The organism is Mesorhizobium yinganensis (assembly GCF_040081985.1).
Lineage (GTDB): Bacteria > Pseudomonadota > Alphaproteobacteria > Rhizobiales > Rhizobiaceae > Kumtagia > Kumtagia yinganensis.
Genome location: NZ_JBEBMH010000019.1, coordinates 101,855 through 118,507 on the forward strand (window position 1 = coordinate 101,855; position 16,653 = coordinate 118,507).

Consider the following 16,653-nt stretch of genomic DNA (forward strand, 5'->3'; position numbering starts at 1 on the left):
CTCATCGGCTGAGGAATGCGGATATGACGCCATGGTAGAAAGTCTGCATTCCGACCTCTCGCCTCGAGAAGTCCAATGCCTGGCATGGGCGGCAACAGGAAAAAACGCTTCCGAGATAGCAACGATTCTCGGTATCCCCGGAGTTGCCGTCGGTCAAGCTCTCACCAGCGCTTGCCAAAAACTGGATGCCACTCGGCTGCCCGAGGCCATCATCCTTGCCGTTCAGGACTGCCTTATCTGAAGTCGCATGTCAGTTCCGTCGCCGAGTTGTCACTTCGCGAAATGAAGATATGCGCCGACACGCTGATTCACCATGGGCTCCGCAGCCCCATCATGGATGTCATGGATCGTGTCCCATGTCCGAGCTACACCACCTCAATGGACCCGACCCCTTTATGCAAAGGCAGACTATCGAGTGTCGCGCTCCGGCGATACTTATAGCTATGATGTCTTGCGCTACTTGACGGACCTGCGGAGCGTTGCCTTGAAGGTCCGCGAGTGAACCGAAACGCGATTGATTTCCACGATTGTCAAGTGGTGTAGCGCTGTGGTCATCGGCGATATCCGCCAAGCCGACCTTCCTGCAAGGGCTGCAGATACCGTCGATCTAGTTAACCTGCGGCTCTCTGCGAGAGGCCTCGGCCACGAAGCCACTTTGTGAGGCGATTGGCTTTGCAGCCGAATGGTTGACGAACGTCGCCCTTTCGACGACCTGCTCAAGGAGATGGGTTTGAGTTGTGTGTCGAGGAGCCAAGTGTCACTTTAGCGAGAGATCGACGGGACGCTGAAGGCCGTCGTCGATCAGCGGTCGAATGCGGCTCGACTGTGCCGACGGCGCAGAGCTCCATCGCGTCCTCGAGTGACACCGCCTTTTTCCCCCAGGGGACAGCGGGCCCACCGGAATTTCTCCCTAGGCGCCGTCTCAGGGGGGCACTTCGTCCATTGACATACGTCGAATCTTATATGAAGAATTCAATTATGAATCTATGATTGAACCGGCGCCGCGACAGTGATGTGGTTGCCGATGCTCTGGGAGGACCAAATTGACGGGACAGTGGATTGAAATTTCGGCCGGCGCGAACGGCGCCTTCAGGGGGTATTTGTCAGTCCCGGCATCTGGTTCTGGGCCGGGAATTGTATTGTTGCAGGAGATATTTGGCGTAAATGCCTCGATGCGTAGCGTGGCTGACTATTATGCTGAGGAGGGTTACGTCGTTCTGGTGCCTGATTTGTTCTGGAGGCTCGAAGCTGGCGTGGATCTGTCCTACACAGATGCCGATGTCGCCAAGGCAATGGAGTTTAATCAACGCTTTGACGTAGAACGAGGGGTTGAGGACGCGGCTTCCGCACTCGCGGCGCTGCGTGTTCGCCCAGAGTGCACGGGCACAGTCGGTGCGCTTGGCTTCTGCCTGGGGGGGCGGCTCGCCTATCTGATGGCTGCGCGAACTGACATCGATTGCGTTGTCAGTTATTATGGTGTCGGTATCGATACGCATCTTGCCGAAGCCCAGTCAGTGCGGTGTCCGATCGTATTCCACTTCGCCGAACTTGATCGTTTCGTGCCGGAGGAAGCTAGAGCGCGCATTCAAAGGGCGTTTGCGCATCGTCCCGACATCGAGATCTATTCTTATGCTGATTGCGATCACGCCTTTGCGTCCCCGGAGCGCACAAGCTTCAACAAGTCCGCGAGCTTGATGGCCCACTCGCGCTCGATCGCCTTGTTCCGCAAGGTGATGGGTCCGAACTATGACCTTGACAGCCTTTGGCAACGCCACAGTGACCTTGAGTTCATCGACCGTGATGTTGATGCGACTATGGCAACGATGGTGCCGCAGCCTTACGTCAATCACATTCCGACCTTGACCGGAGGTGTTGGGTATCGCGACCTTCACCGATTCTACAAGAACCATTTCATCCCGAAGAACCCGCAGAACGCCAAGGTGATCCCGGTTTCGCGCACCATTGGCGCAGATCGTATTGTCGACGAGTGTCTGCTCTGCTTCACGCACGACATTGAGATCGATTGGATGCTGCCGGGCGTCCCGCCAACGGGCAAGTATGTCGAAGTTCCGTTGGTTGCGATCGTCCGCTTTCGTGGAGACAAGCTATACAACGAGCACATATACTGGGACCAAGCCTCGGTCCTTGTTCAGATCGGTCTGTTGGAGCGCGGCAATCTCCCGGTGGTGGGGGCGGAATCAGCAAGAAAGCTCCTCGACGAGACGCTTCCTTCGAACACGCTGATGGCCCGCTGGACGGAAAGCGCGCCTGGCGCTTCTGAGTAAAATCAAACTCATCGAGCTGTCGGTTCGTGAACAAACCGCCAGCCGAGAACAAGCGGTTCGTATCGATAATCGCGTCGACTGTTCTGTCGGCGCCGAACCAAAGCTCAAAACGGTAACGCCCTGAATCATAGGAAGTGTCCGCGCGTCGGTGCACTTCCTTGTCGGTAAGGCATCCAGGAGGGGATGTTGGCGTCATCGTTTGTAGTCAACGGATACGTCCTTTGAGGCGAAAGGGAGTGGGAGGAGATGAAAATAGACGGGAGGATGGAGGACCATGCGCTCGAGCCGGTGCCGCAGCATCTGCGGCAAGGATGGCTAAAGTTATCCTGGAATACGGCGGGTATCGTGACCACGCTGGTTCAACTGTTTTTGGGGGCGCTAACGACCTTTGCCGCTGGCTTCAAGATTGCGATGGCAGCGGGCGTCTTCGTGGCGATCATCGGCACGGCCATCGGTTGGGCATGTGGGCATATTGCCTTTAAAACAGGGCTGTCCAGTACCGTAATGGCGCGACATCACGGTTTTGGTAAGCGCGGGAGCCTGATCGGATCACTCATATTCGGCTTTATGATTATTGGATTCTTGGCTCTCGAGAATGCGCTGCTTTACGCGGGCTTTCGGTTTGCGCTCGGATTTCAGGACACATTAGCCAGCAAGGTTGTTGTCTATGGAATCTTAACTGCTGCTTGGATTTTCTTGACGGCCTACGGATTCGAGGCCGTATCTAAGGTATCGACATACACGCTGGTGGCTTTTGTTGGGCTGTTGCTTTTCATCACTTGGAGAGTCGTGAGCTCCTACGCGGACGGCCACATTTTCGACTTTCCTGCGCTATTTCCGCCAGATGTGCTCGCCAGCCTTGGCGCTACCAGCGACCTCGGCAAGTTCATTTTCTGTACGAATGTGTTCATTGGTGCTGCCGGCGCTCTAGCACTGGTGGATGCGGACCTCGGCCGATATGCAAGAAGTTCGGTCGATATTGGTGCTGCTGCCGCGGTAGGTAACTTCTCGGCACAGATTTGCATGGTGTTTGTCGGCGGCGTTTTCATGTACGCTGCCATGGGCGAACTGGTGACGCACTACACGACCGTGATGCAGATGGCTCCGGACGCGGCACAGAAACTGGCGATGAGTCCGGAGGGGGTGACCGCTGCCTTCCTGCTGTTCGGTGGCGGAATCGGCGTCGCGCTCATGGTTCTGGCGCAGGGCAAGGCACAAGTGCTGAACACCTATAGTGGCTCGCTTGCGCTTTCCAATCTTTTTGACGCCGTGGGACTTCGAATGAACAGGGTCGTGATGGTCGTCATCGCCAACGTTATTGGCCTCTTGATGGTCGGGTTCGGAATATTGGACCAGTTCAACGCCTGGATCGAGATCCTGGGAGTGATTACGACCGCGTTCGCCGGGATTATGATCGTCGACTACTTCATCGTCAGCGGCAAAGTGGGGGGGCGTGGTTTGCCCAGCACGGAGTTGGTCAATTGGGCTGGTGTGGTTACAACGGTAGTTGCTACGATCTTGGCTCACTTCGTTCTGAACAAGATTGTAACAATTCAGTTCTTCACCTCACTTGGCGTCAGTGTCATACTCTATCCCGCCTTGCGACTAAGCTTGTTCAGACCGGGTCTTGCTAGCGGCGCCGGTGGCCCTACGACATCGGAACCCATTTCGTGATTTTCGCTCGCGTGCCGCGAGACGACGAACCCACGAATTCGAAATGCCTTTTCCCGGCAACCCGCAATTGGCCGACTTTAGGAGCACCCTATGACTGAAAGCCTAGCCGCAGTCGTCACGAAATTTAAGGCGCCCGCCGAGCTGTGGCGCGTTCCTCTGCCGGAAATCGAGCCGTCGGCGGCCCTGATCAGGGTCGATGCTGCGACCTTGTGTGGGACAGATGCCCATCGCTGGATGGGGCATTTCACTGAGGGCGGCGGCGACCAGCCGTTTCTACAGCCTCTGACGCTGCCCTACATTCCAGGGCATGAGACATGCGGTACGATTGTTGACACAGGGGGGGGCATTGTCGATGTACTCAACGTACCGCTTAAGCCCGGCGATCGCATAATTTCAGCCTATGCGCATTGCGGTCACTGCTACTACTGTCGCGTATCGACGCAAACGTCGTTGTGCCACGAGGTCAAGAGCTATGGGCATTCCCATCCCAGTCGGTTGGTGGGAGGATGCAGCCAGTACCATTATCTTCCACCAGGGGCACAGTTCATTCGAGTGCCGGATAACGTGGCGCCCGAAATAGCGGCATCTGCCGCCTGCGCGCTGCGGACCGTCATGCATAGCTTCGAACAGCTTGGGTCGATCTCGAGCCACGAGACCGTTTTGATTCAGGGATGCGGACCGCTTGGGCTTTATGCACTGGCGGTCGCCAAGGATCGCGGCGCCAAGAAGGTGCTGGTCATCGGAGCGCCGGCGGCGAGGCTGGAGGTTGCCGAACAGTGGGGTGCAGATCACGTACTTGACCTGACCGAAGTGGCTGACCCCGAGGAGCGCGTTCGCTGGGTTCGTGATCTCACATCTGGGCGCGGAGCGGATGTTGTGCTGAATTGCGCGAATTCGCACGCGGTGGCGGAGGGCCTGCGAATGTCCAGGCCTGGTGGCCGCCTGGTTCAGGTTGGAATCTCAGGTGAGGGAGATGTGCGGATCTCGCCCCGGCTTCTGTTTCGAGGTGTTCAGATTTTTTCCACGGTGATGGCGAGTGCCAGGCATTTCTATGAGGCCATCGAATTCGTCTCGACGCGGCAAAAGCACTTCGATTTCCACAAACTGATCTCAAACAGATACTCGCTTGACCAGGTAGCCGACGCGCTGTTGGCGATGAGCGAGTTTAGGGAAGTAAAGCCGGTCATCATGCCGCAAGTCGCCGCCGACGCACCGACGCCGGTGCCATGAATTACGGTCGACAGTAATCTGACCGGCGGGTCTGTTGGCGCCTGTCCATGGCTCCGAGCCCGCCGGCTCAAACATCTGCAAATGCTTGATATCGCTCGGCTTGTCCGCTGGGCGCGCGGTTGGCCGCCTATACCTACTCATGTGGTGCAGCCCGCGAAAACCTCTCGCAAAATTGGTCGTCTTCGCTTGCTAATCGGCCAATTTATCGATAGTATCTGATTTAAACGGTAAAATGATCGTGTCGTCTTTGGAGGGTAGCTGTCGATGCCATTGAAACTAAATTTTGCGTGCGGCGAGTACGATCGTACCCTTCCTTTCCGGACAGGCGATATCCGGGCTGAAGGCATAGAACTTAACTATACGCCGCAGGCTCCGGAGTTGACCTTCTACGAACAGATGAAGGACTTGCGGTGGGACGTTTCCGAAATGTCCACGTCAGCATATGTGCAGATGCGCGCGAAGGGGCGAGACGATCTGATCGCGCTTCCCGTGTTTCCATCCCGCGTTTTCAGGCATTCCGCACTCTACGTGCGCACAGACTCCGACATCAGGAGCCCTGAGCAGTTGCGGGGGAAGAGAGTCGGAATTGGCTGGTATCAAATGAGCGGTGCCGTGTGGTGTCGTGGGGCGTTGATGGATGACTACGGTGTCATGCCGCACGAGATCGAGTGGGTATCCGGGACCGATGTCAAAGCTGCGGCCAATGCCGATCAGGTTCATCAGGCTGGCGACATGGTGGCGGGGACCAAGCAGGACAAGCCACGTTTGGAGGTCATGCTTGAGAACGGCGAGATTGATGCGCTGCTATCGGTGCACAGTCCCAGGGCGATGGAGCGCAACGAAGGGACGGTCCGATTCCTGTTCGAGAACTGCCGCGAAGTCGAGGAGGATTACTTTCGCAGAACCGGCATTTTCCCGATCATGCACACGATCGTTATGAAGCGCGAGATCTATGATCAGCACCAGTGGGCCGCGCAGAGTTTATTTGATGCGTTCGAAGAGGCAAAGAATCGTGCCGTCGCGAAGCTATACGACCTAAACGCCCTTTCCGTGGCCGTTCCTTTCATTGTGCACGAAATTGAGCATACGCGTCGATTGATGGGCATGGATTACTGGCCTTTCGGTCTTGCGGCGAATAGCCATTGTATTTCTACCTTTGTCCGTCATCTGCATGAGCAGGAAATCATCGCGCGTAAGCCAGACGTATCTGAACTCTTCCTCGATATCAATTCGAAGAGATCTGCAACATAAGCGATGGAGGAAAAGATGAGGGAGGTGACTGAGGGTCGCTTGAATAGGAGTTTGCCCAAGACGCGAGATCTCTACTACGGCGGCGCGTGGCATAAGCCGCTGGGCGGTTACAGCGAAACGTTCAATCCGGGTACGGGTGAAAGCCTTGGACATTGTGCGGATGCCAATGCTGACGACGTGAAAGCAGCGGTTTCAGCGGCCAGGAAGGCATTCGAGACCTGGCGCTACAGCAAGCCTCTGGATCGGGCGGCGATGCTTAGGAAGGCTGCGGCAATCTTGCGTGAGAATGCCGAGGAACTGGCTTTGATCGATGCACAGAACTGCGGCAACCCGGTAACCGAAATGGCGGGTGACGCGTTGCATGCCGCGGCCCAGATTGAATTCTTCGCAGGCTTGGTCACCGAGATCAAAGGTGAAACCATTCCCATGGGGGGTGGTGTGACCAACATGACGGTGCGCGAACCGCTGGGCGTGTGTGCCCGGATCGTCGCTTTCAATCATCCGCTAATGTTCTGCGCTGGGAAATTCGCCGCACCGATTGCCGCTGGCAATACCGTAGTCATGAAGGCGCCACCTCAAGCGCCCTTGTCTGCGATCCGTATGATGGAATTGCTGGATGGGGTCTTTCCGCCCGGAGTACTCAATGTAATCACCGGAGGTACGCCGTCGGGCGAAGCGCTGGTTTCACATCCCGAAGTTCCCATGGTGACGCTCATCGGCAGTGTGCCCACCGGGCGCGCGATCGCAAGACAGGCGGCGAACCAACTCAAGCAAGTCATCCTCGAACTAGGTGGCAAGAACGCACTGATCGTGTACCCAGACGCCGACCTTGAGCAGGCGATCGACGGGGCGGTCCGCGGCATGAACTTTGCGTGGTGTGGGCAGTCCTGCGGCTCGACTTCGCGCGTGTTTGTGCACGACTCCGTATACGATCAGGTCCTCGCCGGGATCCTTGAGAAGGTCAAGAGATACAGGCCTGGAATTCCCACCGATCAGGCAACCACGATGGGAGCACTCGTCTCTCGAGCTCATCTCGACAAAGTGCTCGGCTACATCGACGTCGCCAAGAACGAAGGGGCTGAGTTGGTGGCCGGCGGCAGCGTTCCGCAGACACCTGAGCTGCAGAACGGGTTTTATGTCGAGCCCACCGTGTTCGCTAACGTTACGAGCGAAATGCGCATCGCCCGGGAGGAAGTATTTGGCCCGGTCTTGTCAATGTTGAAATGGCATGACGAGGAAAAGCTTTTCGCGGACGTCAACAATGTTGAGTACGGGCTGACGGGAGCGATCTTTACCAAGGATCTTGCCACTGCTCATCGGGCGGCCTCTCGAATTGAGGCAGGCTTCGTTTGGATCAACCGCGCAGGGCCGCATTTCCTTGGTGCGCCTTACGGCGGCTATAAGCAATCTGGCATCGGTCGAGAAGAAAGTATCGATGAACTGATGGCGTTCACACAGATCAAGAACATCAATATTACGTTCTAGAATTTCGGACGCTCGCATCCTGGCGAGCCATTAAAGGCCAGGTCGATTTTGTAGAGGAAGCCGGCGATTTTTCGCCGCGCGCAGGTCGACGCATTGCCTATCGACAATACCAAAACGGGAGAGAATACGAAGATGATCGCGCAGAGACTTCTTGGCGAGTTCGCCAGCCTGCTTGTGGGAGGTGAAATCGAAGTGATCGATTTGACCGCAGTGCTTGGACCGAAGACGCCGGTGGTCAAGCTGCCGCCGGATCTGGCGGTGAGCACACCCAAGGTCGAGATCCATACGATCTCGGCCTATGACAAGAACGGACCGTGGTGGGCCTGGAACTGGCTGAAGGTTGGCGAACATTCCGGTACCCATTTCGATGCTCCGATCCACTGGATCTCCGGCAAGGAGCATGCCGACGGCGCGACCGATACGATTCCGGTTAGTAGGTTTGTCGGACCCGTAAATGTCATCGATTGCTCCAGGGAGGCGACCGCAGATCACGACTTCCTGCTCACTGTGGACCACATCAAAGCCTGGGAGAAGATGAACGGCGAAATCAGCCGCGGCGACTGGGTGCTGATGCGTACCGATTGGTATAAGCGCAACGGCTCGGAAGCCGAGTTCCTAAATTCTGACGAAAGCGGCCCGCACTCGCCCGGACCAACTGCCGAGGCCATTCAGTACCTGATTGACAAAGGAATCTGCGGTTGGGGTTCGGAGACAATTAGTACCGACGCCGGCCAGGGCGGCAGCATGGAACCGCCCTATCCCGCGCACACCTTGATCCATAAGGCCAACAAATATGGCCTTGCCTGCCTCTGCAATCTCGACAGGCTGCCGGCGCGCGGCGCCATCCTGATCGTGGCGCCACTGAAGATCCAGAACGGCACCGGCAGTCCGATCCGCGCCATGGCTCTGACGGCAAGGCAAGCCTAGCACGACCCGGAGGACGGTCATGCGACTGCTCGGCGGCCCATCGGTTGGTCGCCGAACAGCGACTCGTTGCGACGACATCTGTGCCAAATCGCGGCACTTGATCGAGGGAGGAATATATGGATCAAGCACTCAAACGTAAGTTGAATTTTCGAATTCTGTCGTTGATATCGGCTGGGTTATTCCTGGCTCACCTCGACCGAATTAACGTCGGTTTCGCCGCGCCGTATATGAGCGAAGACCTCGGCCTTTCACCAGCCGTGTACGGTGCCGGCGCCAGTTTGTTTTTCCTCGGATACATTCTGTTCGAACTCCCGAGCAATTATGCCCTGCATCGGATGGGTGCTCCGCGCTGGCTCGGTCGGATCATGATCACCTGGGGAATCGTCGCTTGCTGCATGGCCTTTGTCGTGGGCGAGCACTCGTTCTATATAACCCGAGTCATCCTCGGCGCCGCCGAGGCAGGCTACGTTCCCGGTGCCCTCTATTTCCTCTCCCATTGGTATCCTGCCGAGAACCGGACGTCGGCTGTCAGTGGGACCATTGTTGCCGCCCTATGCGCGGGCATCTTTGCAGGTCCGCTTGCGGGACTTTTGATCCCAATTGACTATCTCGGCTTGCATGGATGGCAGTGGATGTTCCTGATTGAGGGTATTCCGCCGATCCTGCTAGGCATCGTCTTCATCATTTTCCTGCCACGCGACCCGGCGCAGGCACGCTGGCTGACAGAGAAGGAATGCTCGTTTCTCGTCAATACGATCACTGCACAGAAGCAAGACCTCTCCAGTCATATGACGCGTCATGGGTTCTCTGATATCTTTCGTTCGCCGCGCGTTTGGATATACGGTATTATGTTCTTCTTCTTGAACTTGGGTCTCTGGAGCTTGGTGTTCTGGATGCCTCAGCTCATAAAAGAGCGCTTCGTTGGTCACTCGGCGTTGGCGACAAGTTTACTCTCGACGGCCCCCTATGTTCTCGGCGTCACCATCTGCTTATTAGTAGGTCGAACTGCAGACCGTACGGGAGATCGGCGCTGGCACCTGTTCATTCTGGGGACGTTGGCAGGGACGGCAGCGTTGTGTTCCTTGTATCTCAACACGCCTGTTGCAAGCTGGGCGCTGTTGTCTATCGGCCTTGCCTGTTCCTACTCCTTTGTGACGGTAGCTCAGCCCGTGCCCGCAACAGCCTTCCGGGATGGAGCGCTCGCTGCAGGCCTCGCGATCTTCAACTCCTGCGGTCAAGTCGGTGGTTTGGTGGGGCCCTATATGGTGGGCCTCATTCGACAATTCACTGGTTCCTTCACAATGGCCATCGCACTGCTCGCTTCGTCCTTGATCATAGCTGGTACCTTGCCGATGGTTTTCTATTGGGCCTTCCCTCGGGTCGGGCGTGGTTCGGAGTCGGCCGCCCTACGAACGCCACAGAAAGCGGTTGCCTGACACGGGCTATCGGATAGCCGACTGAAACCCGCCCACGAAGTCGAAACTCGAGGCTCTGAAGAGCCTCGAGTTTCCACCGTTAAGCGCCCGATCACGGGTGTTGATTCACTAGGCCCCACCGAGCAACCCACGGCGGAATCGTTTGGTTGGATCTCCGGCAAACTTACCAGGACACTCGCTAGAGGCCAGTCGCCTGCCGCACTATCGACGGTGGTGTCCTCGGATCCGTACCATCCATAGGGCTGAGACGGCTACCCGACGCACACGAAAAGCTCGGCAATTCGCTGTTCGACAGCGCCACTGGCATCCCTGCAATGCCGATATTTTATCGAGAAAAAGATTGACAGACGATAAAATATCGTATTATCGTTGTTGTGTAAGATAGCAGGGAAGAGGATGATGAACTCTTTGCTTAAGAATGATTCGCTGGACCAACTGCATGAGGATTTGGCGCGAGCCAACATGGCGCCGACGTGGAAGTATGTGTCCGAGTTCGTCGCGCGCGAGCCGAGGGTTAGCTATCGGCCGTGGTTATGGCGTTGGGACGATATCATTCCGCTCTTGATGCGTGCGGGGGATCTAATCACGCCGGAGCGCGGCGCGGAACGCCGCTCGATGGAGCATGTGAATCCTGATCTGACGCCCTATTACAGTACCTCCCATTCGATCGCGACGGCGTTTCAATTGGTTCGCGCGGGCGAGCGCGCCCCGGCGCATCGCCATATGGCTGGAGCAATTCGGTTTGCTGCGCGCAGTCAGGGAGGCGCGGTCTACACAAAGGTGCAGGGCGAGCGGCTTATGATGGAGGAGAACGATCTTCTCCTTACTCCGGCCCATGCTTGGCACGAGCACGCCAATGAGACGCGGGATGACATCATCTGGCTGGATGCTCTGGATTTTCCTCTGGTGAATCTCTTGCAGGCAAGCGTTTTTGAGCCGGGCGAGGGCGAGGTCTGTCCAAGCCGGCCTGATAATTTTTCACGCCAGCAGCTGGGCATGTATCGGCCAACCGGTTGGGGGAAGTACCCCGAAGCGCAGCCGGCGCTTCGATATCCATGGGTTGAGATGCATCAAGCTCTGCAAGACGCCAGGAACGCTGAAGCCAGCCTCTTTGATGGGGTGATCCTTGAATACGTAAACCCGATCAACTCGGGGCCTACCTTGCCGACGCTGTCTTGTCGCGCGCAACTCCTGAAGGCCGGCACCAAGTCGAAAGCGCATCGGTCGACCTCAAGCACGGTCTATTTCGTGATCGGGGGTGAAGGCGTTTGCGTCATCAATGGAATCGAATTCCACTGGGGGCGTGGCGATGTCTTCGTCGTGCCGACATGGGCGTGGCACGAGCACCACTGCAAAGGTAGCGATGCCTTCCTGTTCTCGATCACTGATCAGCCCGTGCTGGAAGTGCTGGGTATGATGCGAGAGCAGCCTTACGAGCAAGATCACGGCCACCAGAAAATAACCGCGAAATTCAATTCCTAAGCAATCCAGGACTCTAGGATCCGCGTACATGTCACTGCCAAAACTGAAAATAGTCTTCAACTATCGCAGCCCGTTCTGCGCGTTGGTCGTCGAAGAGCTGTTCGCGCTGAAGCGACTTTACCGCGTCGAACTTGATTGGTGCCTCGTCAAAGAGGTGCCTCGGCCCTCCAGTTTGCCGATTACGCAGCAGAACCCGCGGTTTCCTTACAATCGCAGGGATTGTGAGCGGCGTGCCCGCTGGCGTGGGCTGGATTGGGCGCCACCTGAGTGGCGGCTGACCGACGTGTCCGCGGCAACGCACCTTGGTTTGTGGCTGCTCCGTAACAGGCCTGAGCTATTCGAGGCCTATACCATTCGTGTCAGCCGCGCGTATTGGTCACACGGCGCGAACACCAGCGAAGCTGCCACTGTAGAAGCTTTGGCGCGCGAGGTGGGTGTTGCCGAGGGCGACATCGCCGCCGCGAAGGCGGCCACTGCTGCTATTGAAAGCGAGTTAGCTGGTAACGCCGCCTGGTGTGATGAAAGTGGCGTCCTCGGCGTCCCGTTCTTTGTGGTCGATGGCGAGAAGTTTTGGGGGTCCGACCGCGTCGGCGCCCTCAAGCGCCACCTCAATGAAGCGGGCTATGGCAGCGCGTTGGCGGCAGTCGACGACGACATCCTGTTCGACAACAGCGCCGCGGTCACAGTACCCGTCGCCGGCCGCGAAGCAAGCGTGGCAGTAAACCGGATCTTCTGTGTTGGCCGGAACTACTCCGAGCATGCCCGCGAAATGGGGGTAGATCCAACACGCGAAGCCCCATTCTTCTTCATGAAGCCGTTGGATGCATTGGTACGTAGCGGTGCTCAGGTTCCTTATCCCTTGGGAACAAGCAGATATGAATACGAGATGGAATTGGTCGTCGTCTTGGGTGAAGCGATCTCGTCGCCCGTAGCGCCCGAAGAGGCTTCGCGCGCGATCTTCGGCTACGCCGCGGGCCTCGATATGACGCGCCGCGATCTTCAACTGGCGGCCCGCGACAAAGGACGGCCTTGGGAGCTTGGAAAAGCCTTCGAGAGCTCGGCGGTACTAGGACCAATCAAGCCGGCCGAGGATTTGGACAGCGACCCAGCTGGGCAAATTGTGCTGCACGTCAACGGCGACATCAAGCAGAACGCCAGGATCGCGGACATGATCTGGTCGGTTCAGGAGATCGTCTCCAACCTTTCGCAATACTACCACCTGCGCCCTGGCGATGTGATCTTCACTGGAACGCCTGCTGGCGTGGGGCCGGTTGTGGTCGGCGACCAACTGCAAGGCGAGATCGCGGATGTCGGCAAAGTGGAAGCCGTGATTGTGCCCCGCCTTGAGACGAGGGCCGAGCCCGCGGAACGGGCGAGCGCCTCGGCATGACCGGAATGGTCTGATCCTCAAAGCCGCACGAGCGGCTTCCGTTCGCGGCGTCGTAGAGGCAAGAGTGCGGAGCATCCGTCGGCGGGAGGAGAGAGCCGACCAAGCTATCGTTTGATGAAACAGGACGCGGGCTGCTGATCGCGCCTCCCGAAGTGGGGAGGCGCGATCTCGGGATTGTCTAGAGGGCCGTCAGACCCGCTGCCTGGCGGCGCAGACGCCGCTGCGAGCAGGCGAAGCAGAGGTCTACGCACCTGGTCTTGAGAGTGCAGGGTCAGCCCTTTGTCGGGCTGAACTGCAACTGGGCATTTCGCGTTCCAGCACCTGGCGGACCAGTCGAATCGAGTTGGCGGCCGATCGAAACTTCTATCGTATTCTAACAGGAGAGAAATCATGACGATCAAGCGTATCATCAGCGACAAGGTCAAGGAGGCTCCGCCAAAGACGTGGTCAAATTGCCTTGTGGTCGGAGATCAGTTTTTCGTTTCCGGTATGACGGCACATGATCTGGACGGCAACGTTGCCGGCGGCAAGGATATGTACTCGCAGTCTCGCCAGACATTCCTGAAGATTCAGGCTCTGGTCGAGGCCGCTGGCGCGAGGATGAACGATATTGTCAAAATGACTATCTTCGTGACCGACATCTCCGAACGCAAGGAAGTCTGGCGTGCCCGCGAGGAATTCTTCACGGGTAATTTTCCAGCCTGCTCGTTGATCGGGATCAGCGCGCTTGCGACGCCGGAGCTCAAGGTTGAGATCGAAGCGACCGGCTTCATCAACGCCTCCGATGCCGGGTAATATGATAGGACCGGAGAGGGTTACCCGACGCGATATTGGGTGACACGCCACCGGAAAAGCCGATCCGTGCGATGAGACCCACCAACGAAGTTTGCACGGATCGCCGCTTCGCCATGCCGAGATTCGGCGACGCCATGGGATGCAGCTGTGGAGTACTAACACTATGACAAGGGGAGGCGACATGGCTCGCGAGGTAGGCAGATCCAGGAAGATTCTGATCGTAGGGGGAGGCATCGGCGGACTGGCCGCTGCCGCTGGACTCGCAGATCTCGGGTTCCAGGTTCAAGTGTTCGAGCAAGCAGAGGACTTCCGCGAAGTGGGTGCTGGTATCCAGATTGCGCCCAACGGCTCACGGGCTCTTCAACAATTGGGATTGCTGAAGGAGTTCGACAAGTGGTCGTGGAAACCTGGTGCACTTGTCATGCGCGACGCCTTCGACGGCGAAGACATTGTTAGAATTGGACTTGGTGATGAATTCGTCGGCCGGTTCGAACATCCCTATGCCGTAATTCATCGCGCCGACCTTCTGGGACTCTTGTTGGAAGCATGCAGGAGAAATCCGAGGATCGATCTTGCGACGAATTCGCGGGTCGAAAAGATAGAAGAGCTTGGTCATGGCGTACGCATTAGGCTCGCTGACGGCCAGAGTGTCGACGGAGATGCGCTCATCGGAGCTGATGGGCTTCGTTCAGTGGTGCGCTCTCACATCATCAATGACGGGCCGCCTCCCGCGCCTAAATACATCGTCTATCGGGGCGTCGTCTCGCGTGAACAAATTCCCGATGACGTCTGGGCGCCCGAGGTTGTCATGTGGACCGGGCCGAACGCCGACTTTGTGCATTACCCATTGCGGTCAGGGGAACTGTTCAATCTCGTGGTCACGTTCAAAGCTGACCGCGAGCTAGATCCCATGGACATCGCCGGGAGTCGTCAAGAGATGACGGCTCCCTATGCAAGCTTTCACCCGACAGTTCATCGACTACTTGATCTGCTTCCAGCCGATCGCAAGTGGATGGTTACGGATCGGACCCCGACCCGCGGGTGGTCGCGTGGTACAATAGCAGTCCTTGGCGATGCCGCGCACCCAATGTTGCAGTATATGGCCCAAGGTGCCTGCCAAGCCCTCGAAGATGTCGCACAGCTTGTTGAACAGGTTCGCGCGACGTCGGGAGAGTTGCCGTCCGCGTTTGAACAATACGCCGAGAAACGTTACCTACGGACCGCGCGAGTCCAATTCTCGGCCCGACAGATGATTGAACTTTGCCAGGTGAGTGGGCTTCTGGCGGATCTTCGCGCGGGATATTTCGGCTCTCGAACGCAACAGCAGCTCCATGACGGAATTGCCTGGCTATATTCGCCGCATCCTGGTGAACGGTTCAGTTGATCACGTTATAAGACGGTCTCGTTGTCGGATTATCGGCCGTTGTGATCTCTCCTGGGCCGGAATAGGCTGGGTCGCTGTTGTGTCATTTCAAGGTAAAGGCGGTCGCATGACGCTACCCATCAAAGGATCCATCGTCTTCATAACGGGGGCTACAGGCGGCCTCGGACAGGCGTTGACGGCCGCCGTAGCTGCGCGCGGCGCGGCCAAAATTTACGCTGCAGGCCGCGATGTCTCCGCGCTTGCAAACGCACCCGGCGTCATCCCGATTAGGCTTGATGTCACCAGCGACGACGAGGTTGACCAAGCCGCATCCATTGCCAATGACGTCACGCTATTAATCAACAATGCTGGTGTGAACCACAATGCGACCTTCATGCGCACCTCGGATCTGCAAATCGCGCGCGAGGAAATTGAGGTCAATTATCTCGCGCCGTTGCGAATGACCCGAGCCTTTGCATCCCCTCTGATCCAAAGCCATGGTGCCGTGCTCAACGTTTTGGCATTGCTGGCGAGAGTTAATTTTCCGCTGATGGGCTCATATTGCGCGTCCAAAGCGGCGGCTCTTAGTCTCACTCAAGGCCTGCGCGGTGAGTTAGCACCAAAAGGCGTTCGTGTTGTCGCGGCGCTGCCGGGCGCCATCGACACGCGTTTGACGGCAGACCTTGACATACCAAAAATGACACCGGCCGAGGCTGCCGCGGGCATCCTTGACGGGTTTGAGGCCGGGGAAGAGGAAATCTACGTCGGCGAGATGGCGCGCAGCCTCGCGGAGCGTTTGGCGAGCGATGCAAAAGCTGTGGAACGTGAACTGGCGTCTGGACTGATCTGAGCAGGCGACGGCTGGGAGGATAGCCGGGCGGGCGTTGTAAGTCTGGAACGTCGGCAGTTCCGGTTTCGAACGCGTCAAGGTCGCGTTTTCGGCGGCAAGAGCGCGCTCCATGGTTCTTGCGGATCATCGCAATCGACCGAGCGCTTATTTTTCTATTTGGCTGCGGCGGAATGACGAGCTCGATCCCTGCGCTTTGCAGCAGATCCAGCACCCGCTCTTTTGCATCGATTGCCTTGTCGGCGCTGAAGGCGGTGATCGTCTACCTGATCCGACAAAAGCGTGACTGTACCGTAAGCGCCCGGTCATGACCGCCTTCCGTAGTGGTGTTCGGATCGGCTAACGATCGGGCTCGGGATGCTGAAGATGGTGTCCATGAGTGGGGCTTAATGGACACGATCCCGTTGGACGGAATGATTGGCGGGGATCTTCGGGGCGAGACAGCGCCCGCACGCCGGCGCAAGTCCTATACCCTCGAAGAGAAGCAG

The 16,653-nt window shown here is 57.4% G+C and carries 13 protein-coding genes; all 13 read left to right on the plus strand.

Annotation, left to right across the window (positions count from 1 at the left end):
- Positions 1-31: 31 nt before the first annotated feature.
- The 13 genes from ABMA59_RS26385 (at position 32) to ABMA59_RS26445 (ending at position 16,168) form a co-directional block, all read left to right on the plus strand.
- The gene (locus ABMA59_RS26385) at positions 32-241 is read left to right on the plus strand and encodes a helix-turn-helix domain-containing protein (protein WP_349008358.1); all 210 of its coding nucleotides are present in this window, start codon (positions 32-34) and stop codon (positions 239-241) included.
- 802 nt (positions 242-1,043) lie between these two features.
- Positions 1,044-2,285 (plus strand): dienelactone hydrolase family protein, encoded by a 1,242-nt coding sequence (locus ABMA59_RS26390; protein WP_349008359.1) that lies wholly within the window; start codon positions 1,044-1,046, stop codon positions 2,283-2,285.
- Between the two features lie 246 nt (positions 2,286-2,531).
- On the plus strand, positions 2,532-3,959 hold the full coding sequence (locus ABMA59_RS26395; protein ID WP_349008360.1) for a purine-cytosine permease family protein: 1,428 nt from the start codon (positions 2,532-2,534) through the stop codon (positions 3,957-3,959).
- 90 nt (positions 3,960-4,049) lie between these two features.
- A complete protein-coding gene (locus ABMA59_RS26400; RefSeq protein ID WP_349008361.1) occupies positions 4,050-5,189 on the plus strand; it encodes a zinc-binding dehydrogenase in 1,140 nt (379 codons plus the stop codon).
- Positions 5,190-5,453: 264 nt separating this feature from the next.
- The gene (locus tag ABMA59_RS26405) at positions 5,454-6,440 is read left to right on the plus strand and encodes a PhnD/SsuA/transferrin family substrate-binding protein (protein WP_349008362.1); all 987 of its coding nucleotides are present in this window, start codon (positions 5,454-5,456) and stop codon (positions 6,438-6,440) included.
- A 15-nt stretch (positions 6,441-6,455) separates the two neighbouring features.
- Entirely contained in the window at positions 6,456-7,925 is a 1,470-nt protein-coding gene (locus tag ABMA59_RS26410) for an aldehyde dehydrogenase family protein (RefSeq protein WP_349008363.1), read from the plus strand.
- A gap of 132 nt (positions 7,926-8,057) precedes the next feature.
- On the plus strand, positions 8,058-8,852 hold the full coding sequence (locus tag ABMA59_RS26415) for a cyclase family protein (protein WP_349008364.1): 795 nt from the start codon (positions 8,058-8,060) through the stop codon (positions 8,850-8,852).
- A gap of 116 nt (positions 8,853-8,968) precedes the next feature.
- Positions 8,969-10,288 (plus strand): MFS transporter, encoded by a 1,320-nt coding sequence (locus ABMA59_RS26420; RefSeq protein WP_349008365.1) that lies wholly within the window; start codon positions 8,969-8,971, stop codon positions 10,286-10,288.
- A 399-nt stretch (positions 10,289-10,687) separates the two neighbouring features.
- Complete coding sequence (gene mabB, locus ABMA59_RS26425; RefSeq protein WP_349008366.1) at positions 10,688-11,770, plus strand: 5-aminosalicylate 1,2-dioxygenase; 1,083 nt, start codon at positions 10,688-10,690, stop codon at positions 11,768-11,770.
- A gap of 28 nt (positions 11,771-11,798) precedes the next feature.
- Complete coding sequence (locus tag ABMA59_RS26430; protein ID WP_349008367.1) at positions 11,799-13,160, plus strand: fumarylacetoacetate hydrolase family protein; 1,362 nt, start codon at positions 11,799-11,801, stop codon at positions 13,158-13,160.
- A gap of 390 nt (positions 13,161-13,550) precedes the next feature.
- A complete protein-coding gene (locus ABMA59_RS26435; protein WP_349008368.1) occupies positions 13,551-13,955 on the plus strand; it encodes a RidA family protein in 405 nt (134 codons plus the stop codon).
- Positions 13,956-14,136: 181 nt separating this feature from the next.
- Entirely contained in the window at positions 14,137-15,339 is a 1,203-nt protein-coding gene (locus ABMA59_RS26440) for an FAD-dependent monooxygenase (RefSeq protein WP_349008369.1), read from the plus strand.
- A 106-nt stretch (positions 15,340-15,445) separates the two neighbouring features.
- Positions 15,446-16,168, plus strand: coding sequence for an SDR family oxidoreductase (locus ABMA59_RS26445; protein WP_349008370.1), 723 nt, complete (start codon positions 15,446-15,448; stop codon positions 16,166-16,168).
- The last annotated feature ends 485 nt before the right edge of the window (positions 16,169-16,653 follow it).

Excerpts from the sequence above, each read along its gene's own strand:
- ABMA59_RS26420 (WP_349008365.1), top strand. The coding sequence starts at position 8,969 with ATGGATCAAGCACTCAAACGTAAGTTGAATTTTCGAATTCTGTCGTTG.
- mabB (WP_349008366.1), top strand. The coding sequence starts at position 10,688 with ATGAACTCTTTGCTTAAGAATGATTCGCTGGACCAACTGCATGAGGAT.
- ABMA59_RS26415 (WP_349008364.1), top strand. The coding sequence starts at position 8,058 with ATGATCGCGCAGAGACTTCTTGGCGAGTTCGCCAGCCTGCTTGTGGGA.
- ABMA59_RS26440 (WP_349008369.1), top strand. The coding sequence starts at position 14,137 with ATGGCTCGCGAGGTAGGCAGATCCAGGAAGATTCTGATCGTAGGGGGA.
- ABMA59_RS26410 (WP_349008363.1), top strand. The coding sequence starts at position 6,456 with ATGAGGGAGGTGACTGAGGGTCGCTTGAATAGGAGTTTGCCCAAGACG.
- ABMA59_RS26400 (WP_349008361.1), top strand. The coding sequence starts at position 4,050 with ATGACTGAAAGCCTAGCCGCAGTCGTCACGAAATTTAAGGCGCCCGCC.
- ABMA59_RS26445 (WP_349008370.1), top strand. The coding sequence starts at position 15,446 with ATGACGCTACCCATCAAAGGATCCATCGTCTTCATAACGGGGGCTACA.
- ABMA59_RS26405 (WP_349008362.1), top strand. The coding sequence starts at position 5,454 with ATGCCATTGAAACTAAATTTTGCGTGCGGCGAGTACGATCGTACCCTT.
- ABMA59_RS26435 (WP_349008368.1), top strand. The coding sequence starts at position 13,551 with ATGACGATCAAGCGTATCATCAGCGACAAGGTCAAGGAGGCTCCGCCA.
- ABMA59_RS26430 (WP_349008367.1), top strand. The coding sequence starts at position 11,799 with ATGTCACTGCCAAAACTGAAAATAGTCTTCAACTATCGCAGCCCGTTC.
- ABMA59_RS26395 (WP_349008360.1), top strand. The coding sequence starts at position 2,532 with ATGAAAATAGACGGGAGGATGGAGGACCATGCGCTCGAGCCGGTGCCG.
- ABMA59_RS26385 (WP_349008358.1), top strand. The coding sequence starts at position 32 with ATGGTAGAAAGTCTGCATTCCGACCTCTCGCCTCGAGAAGTCCAATGC.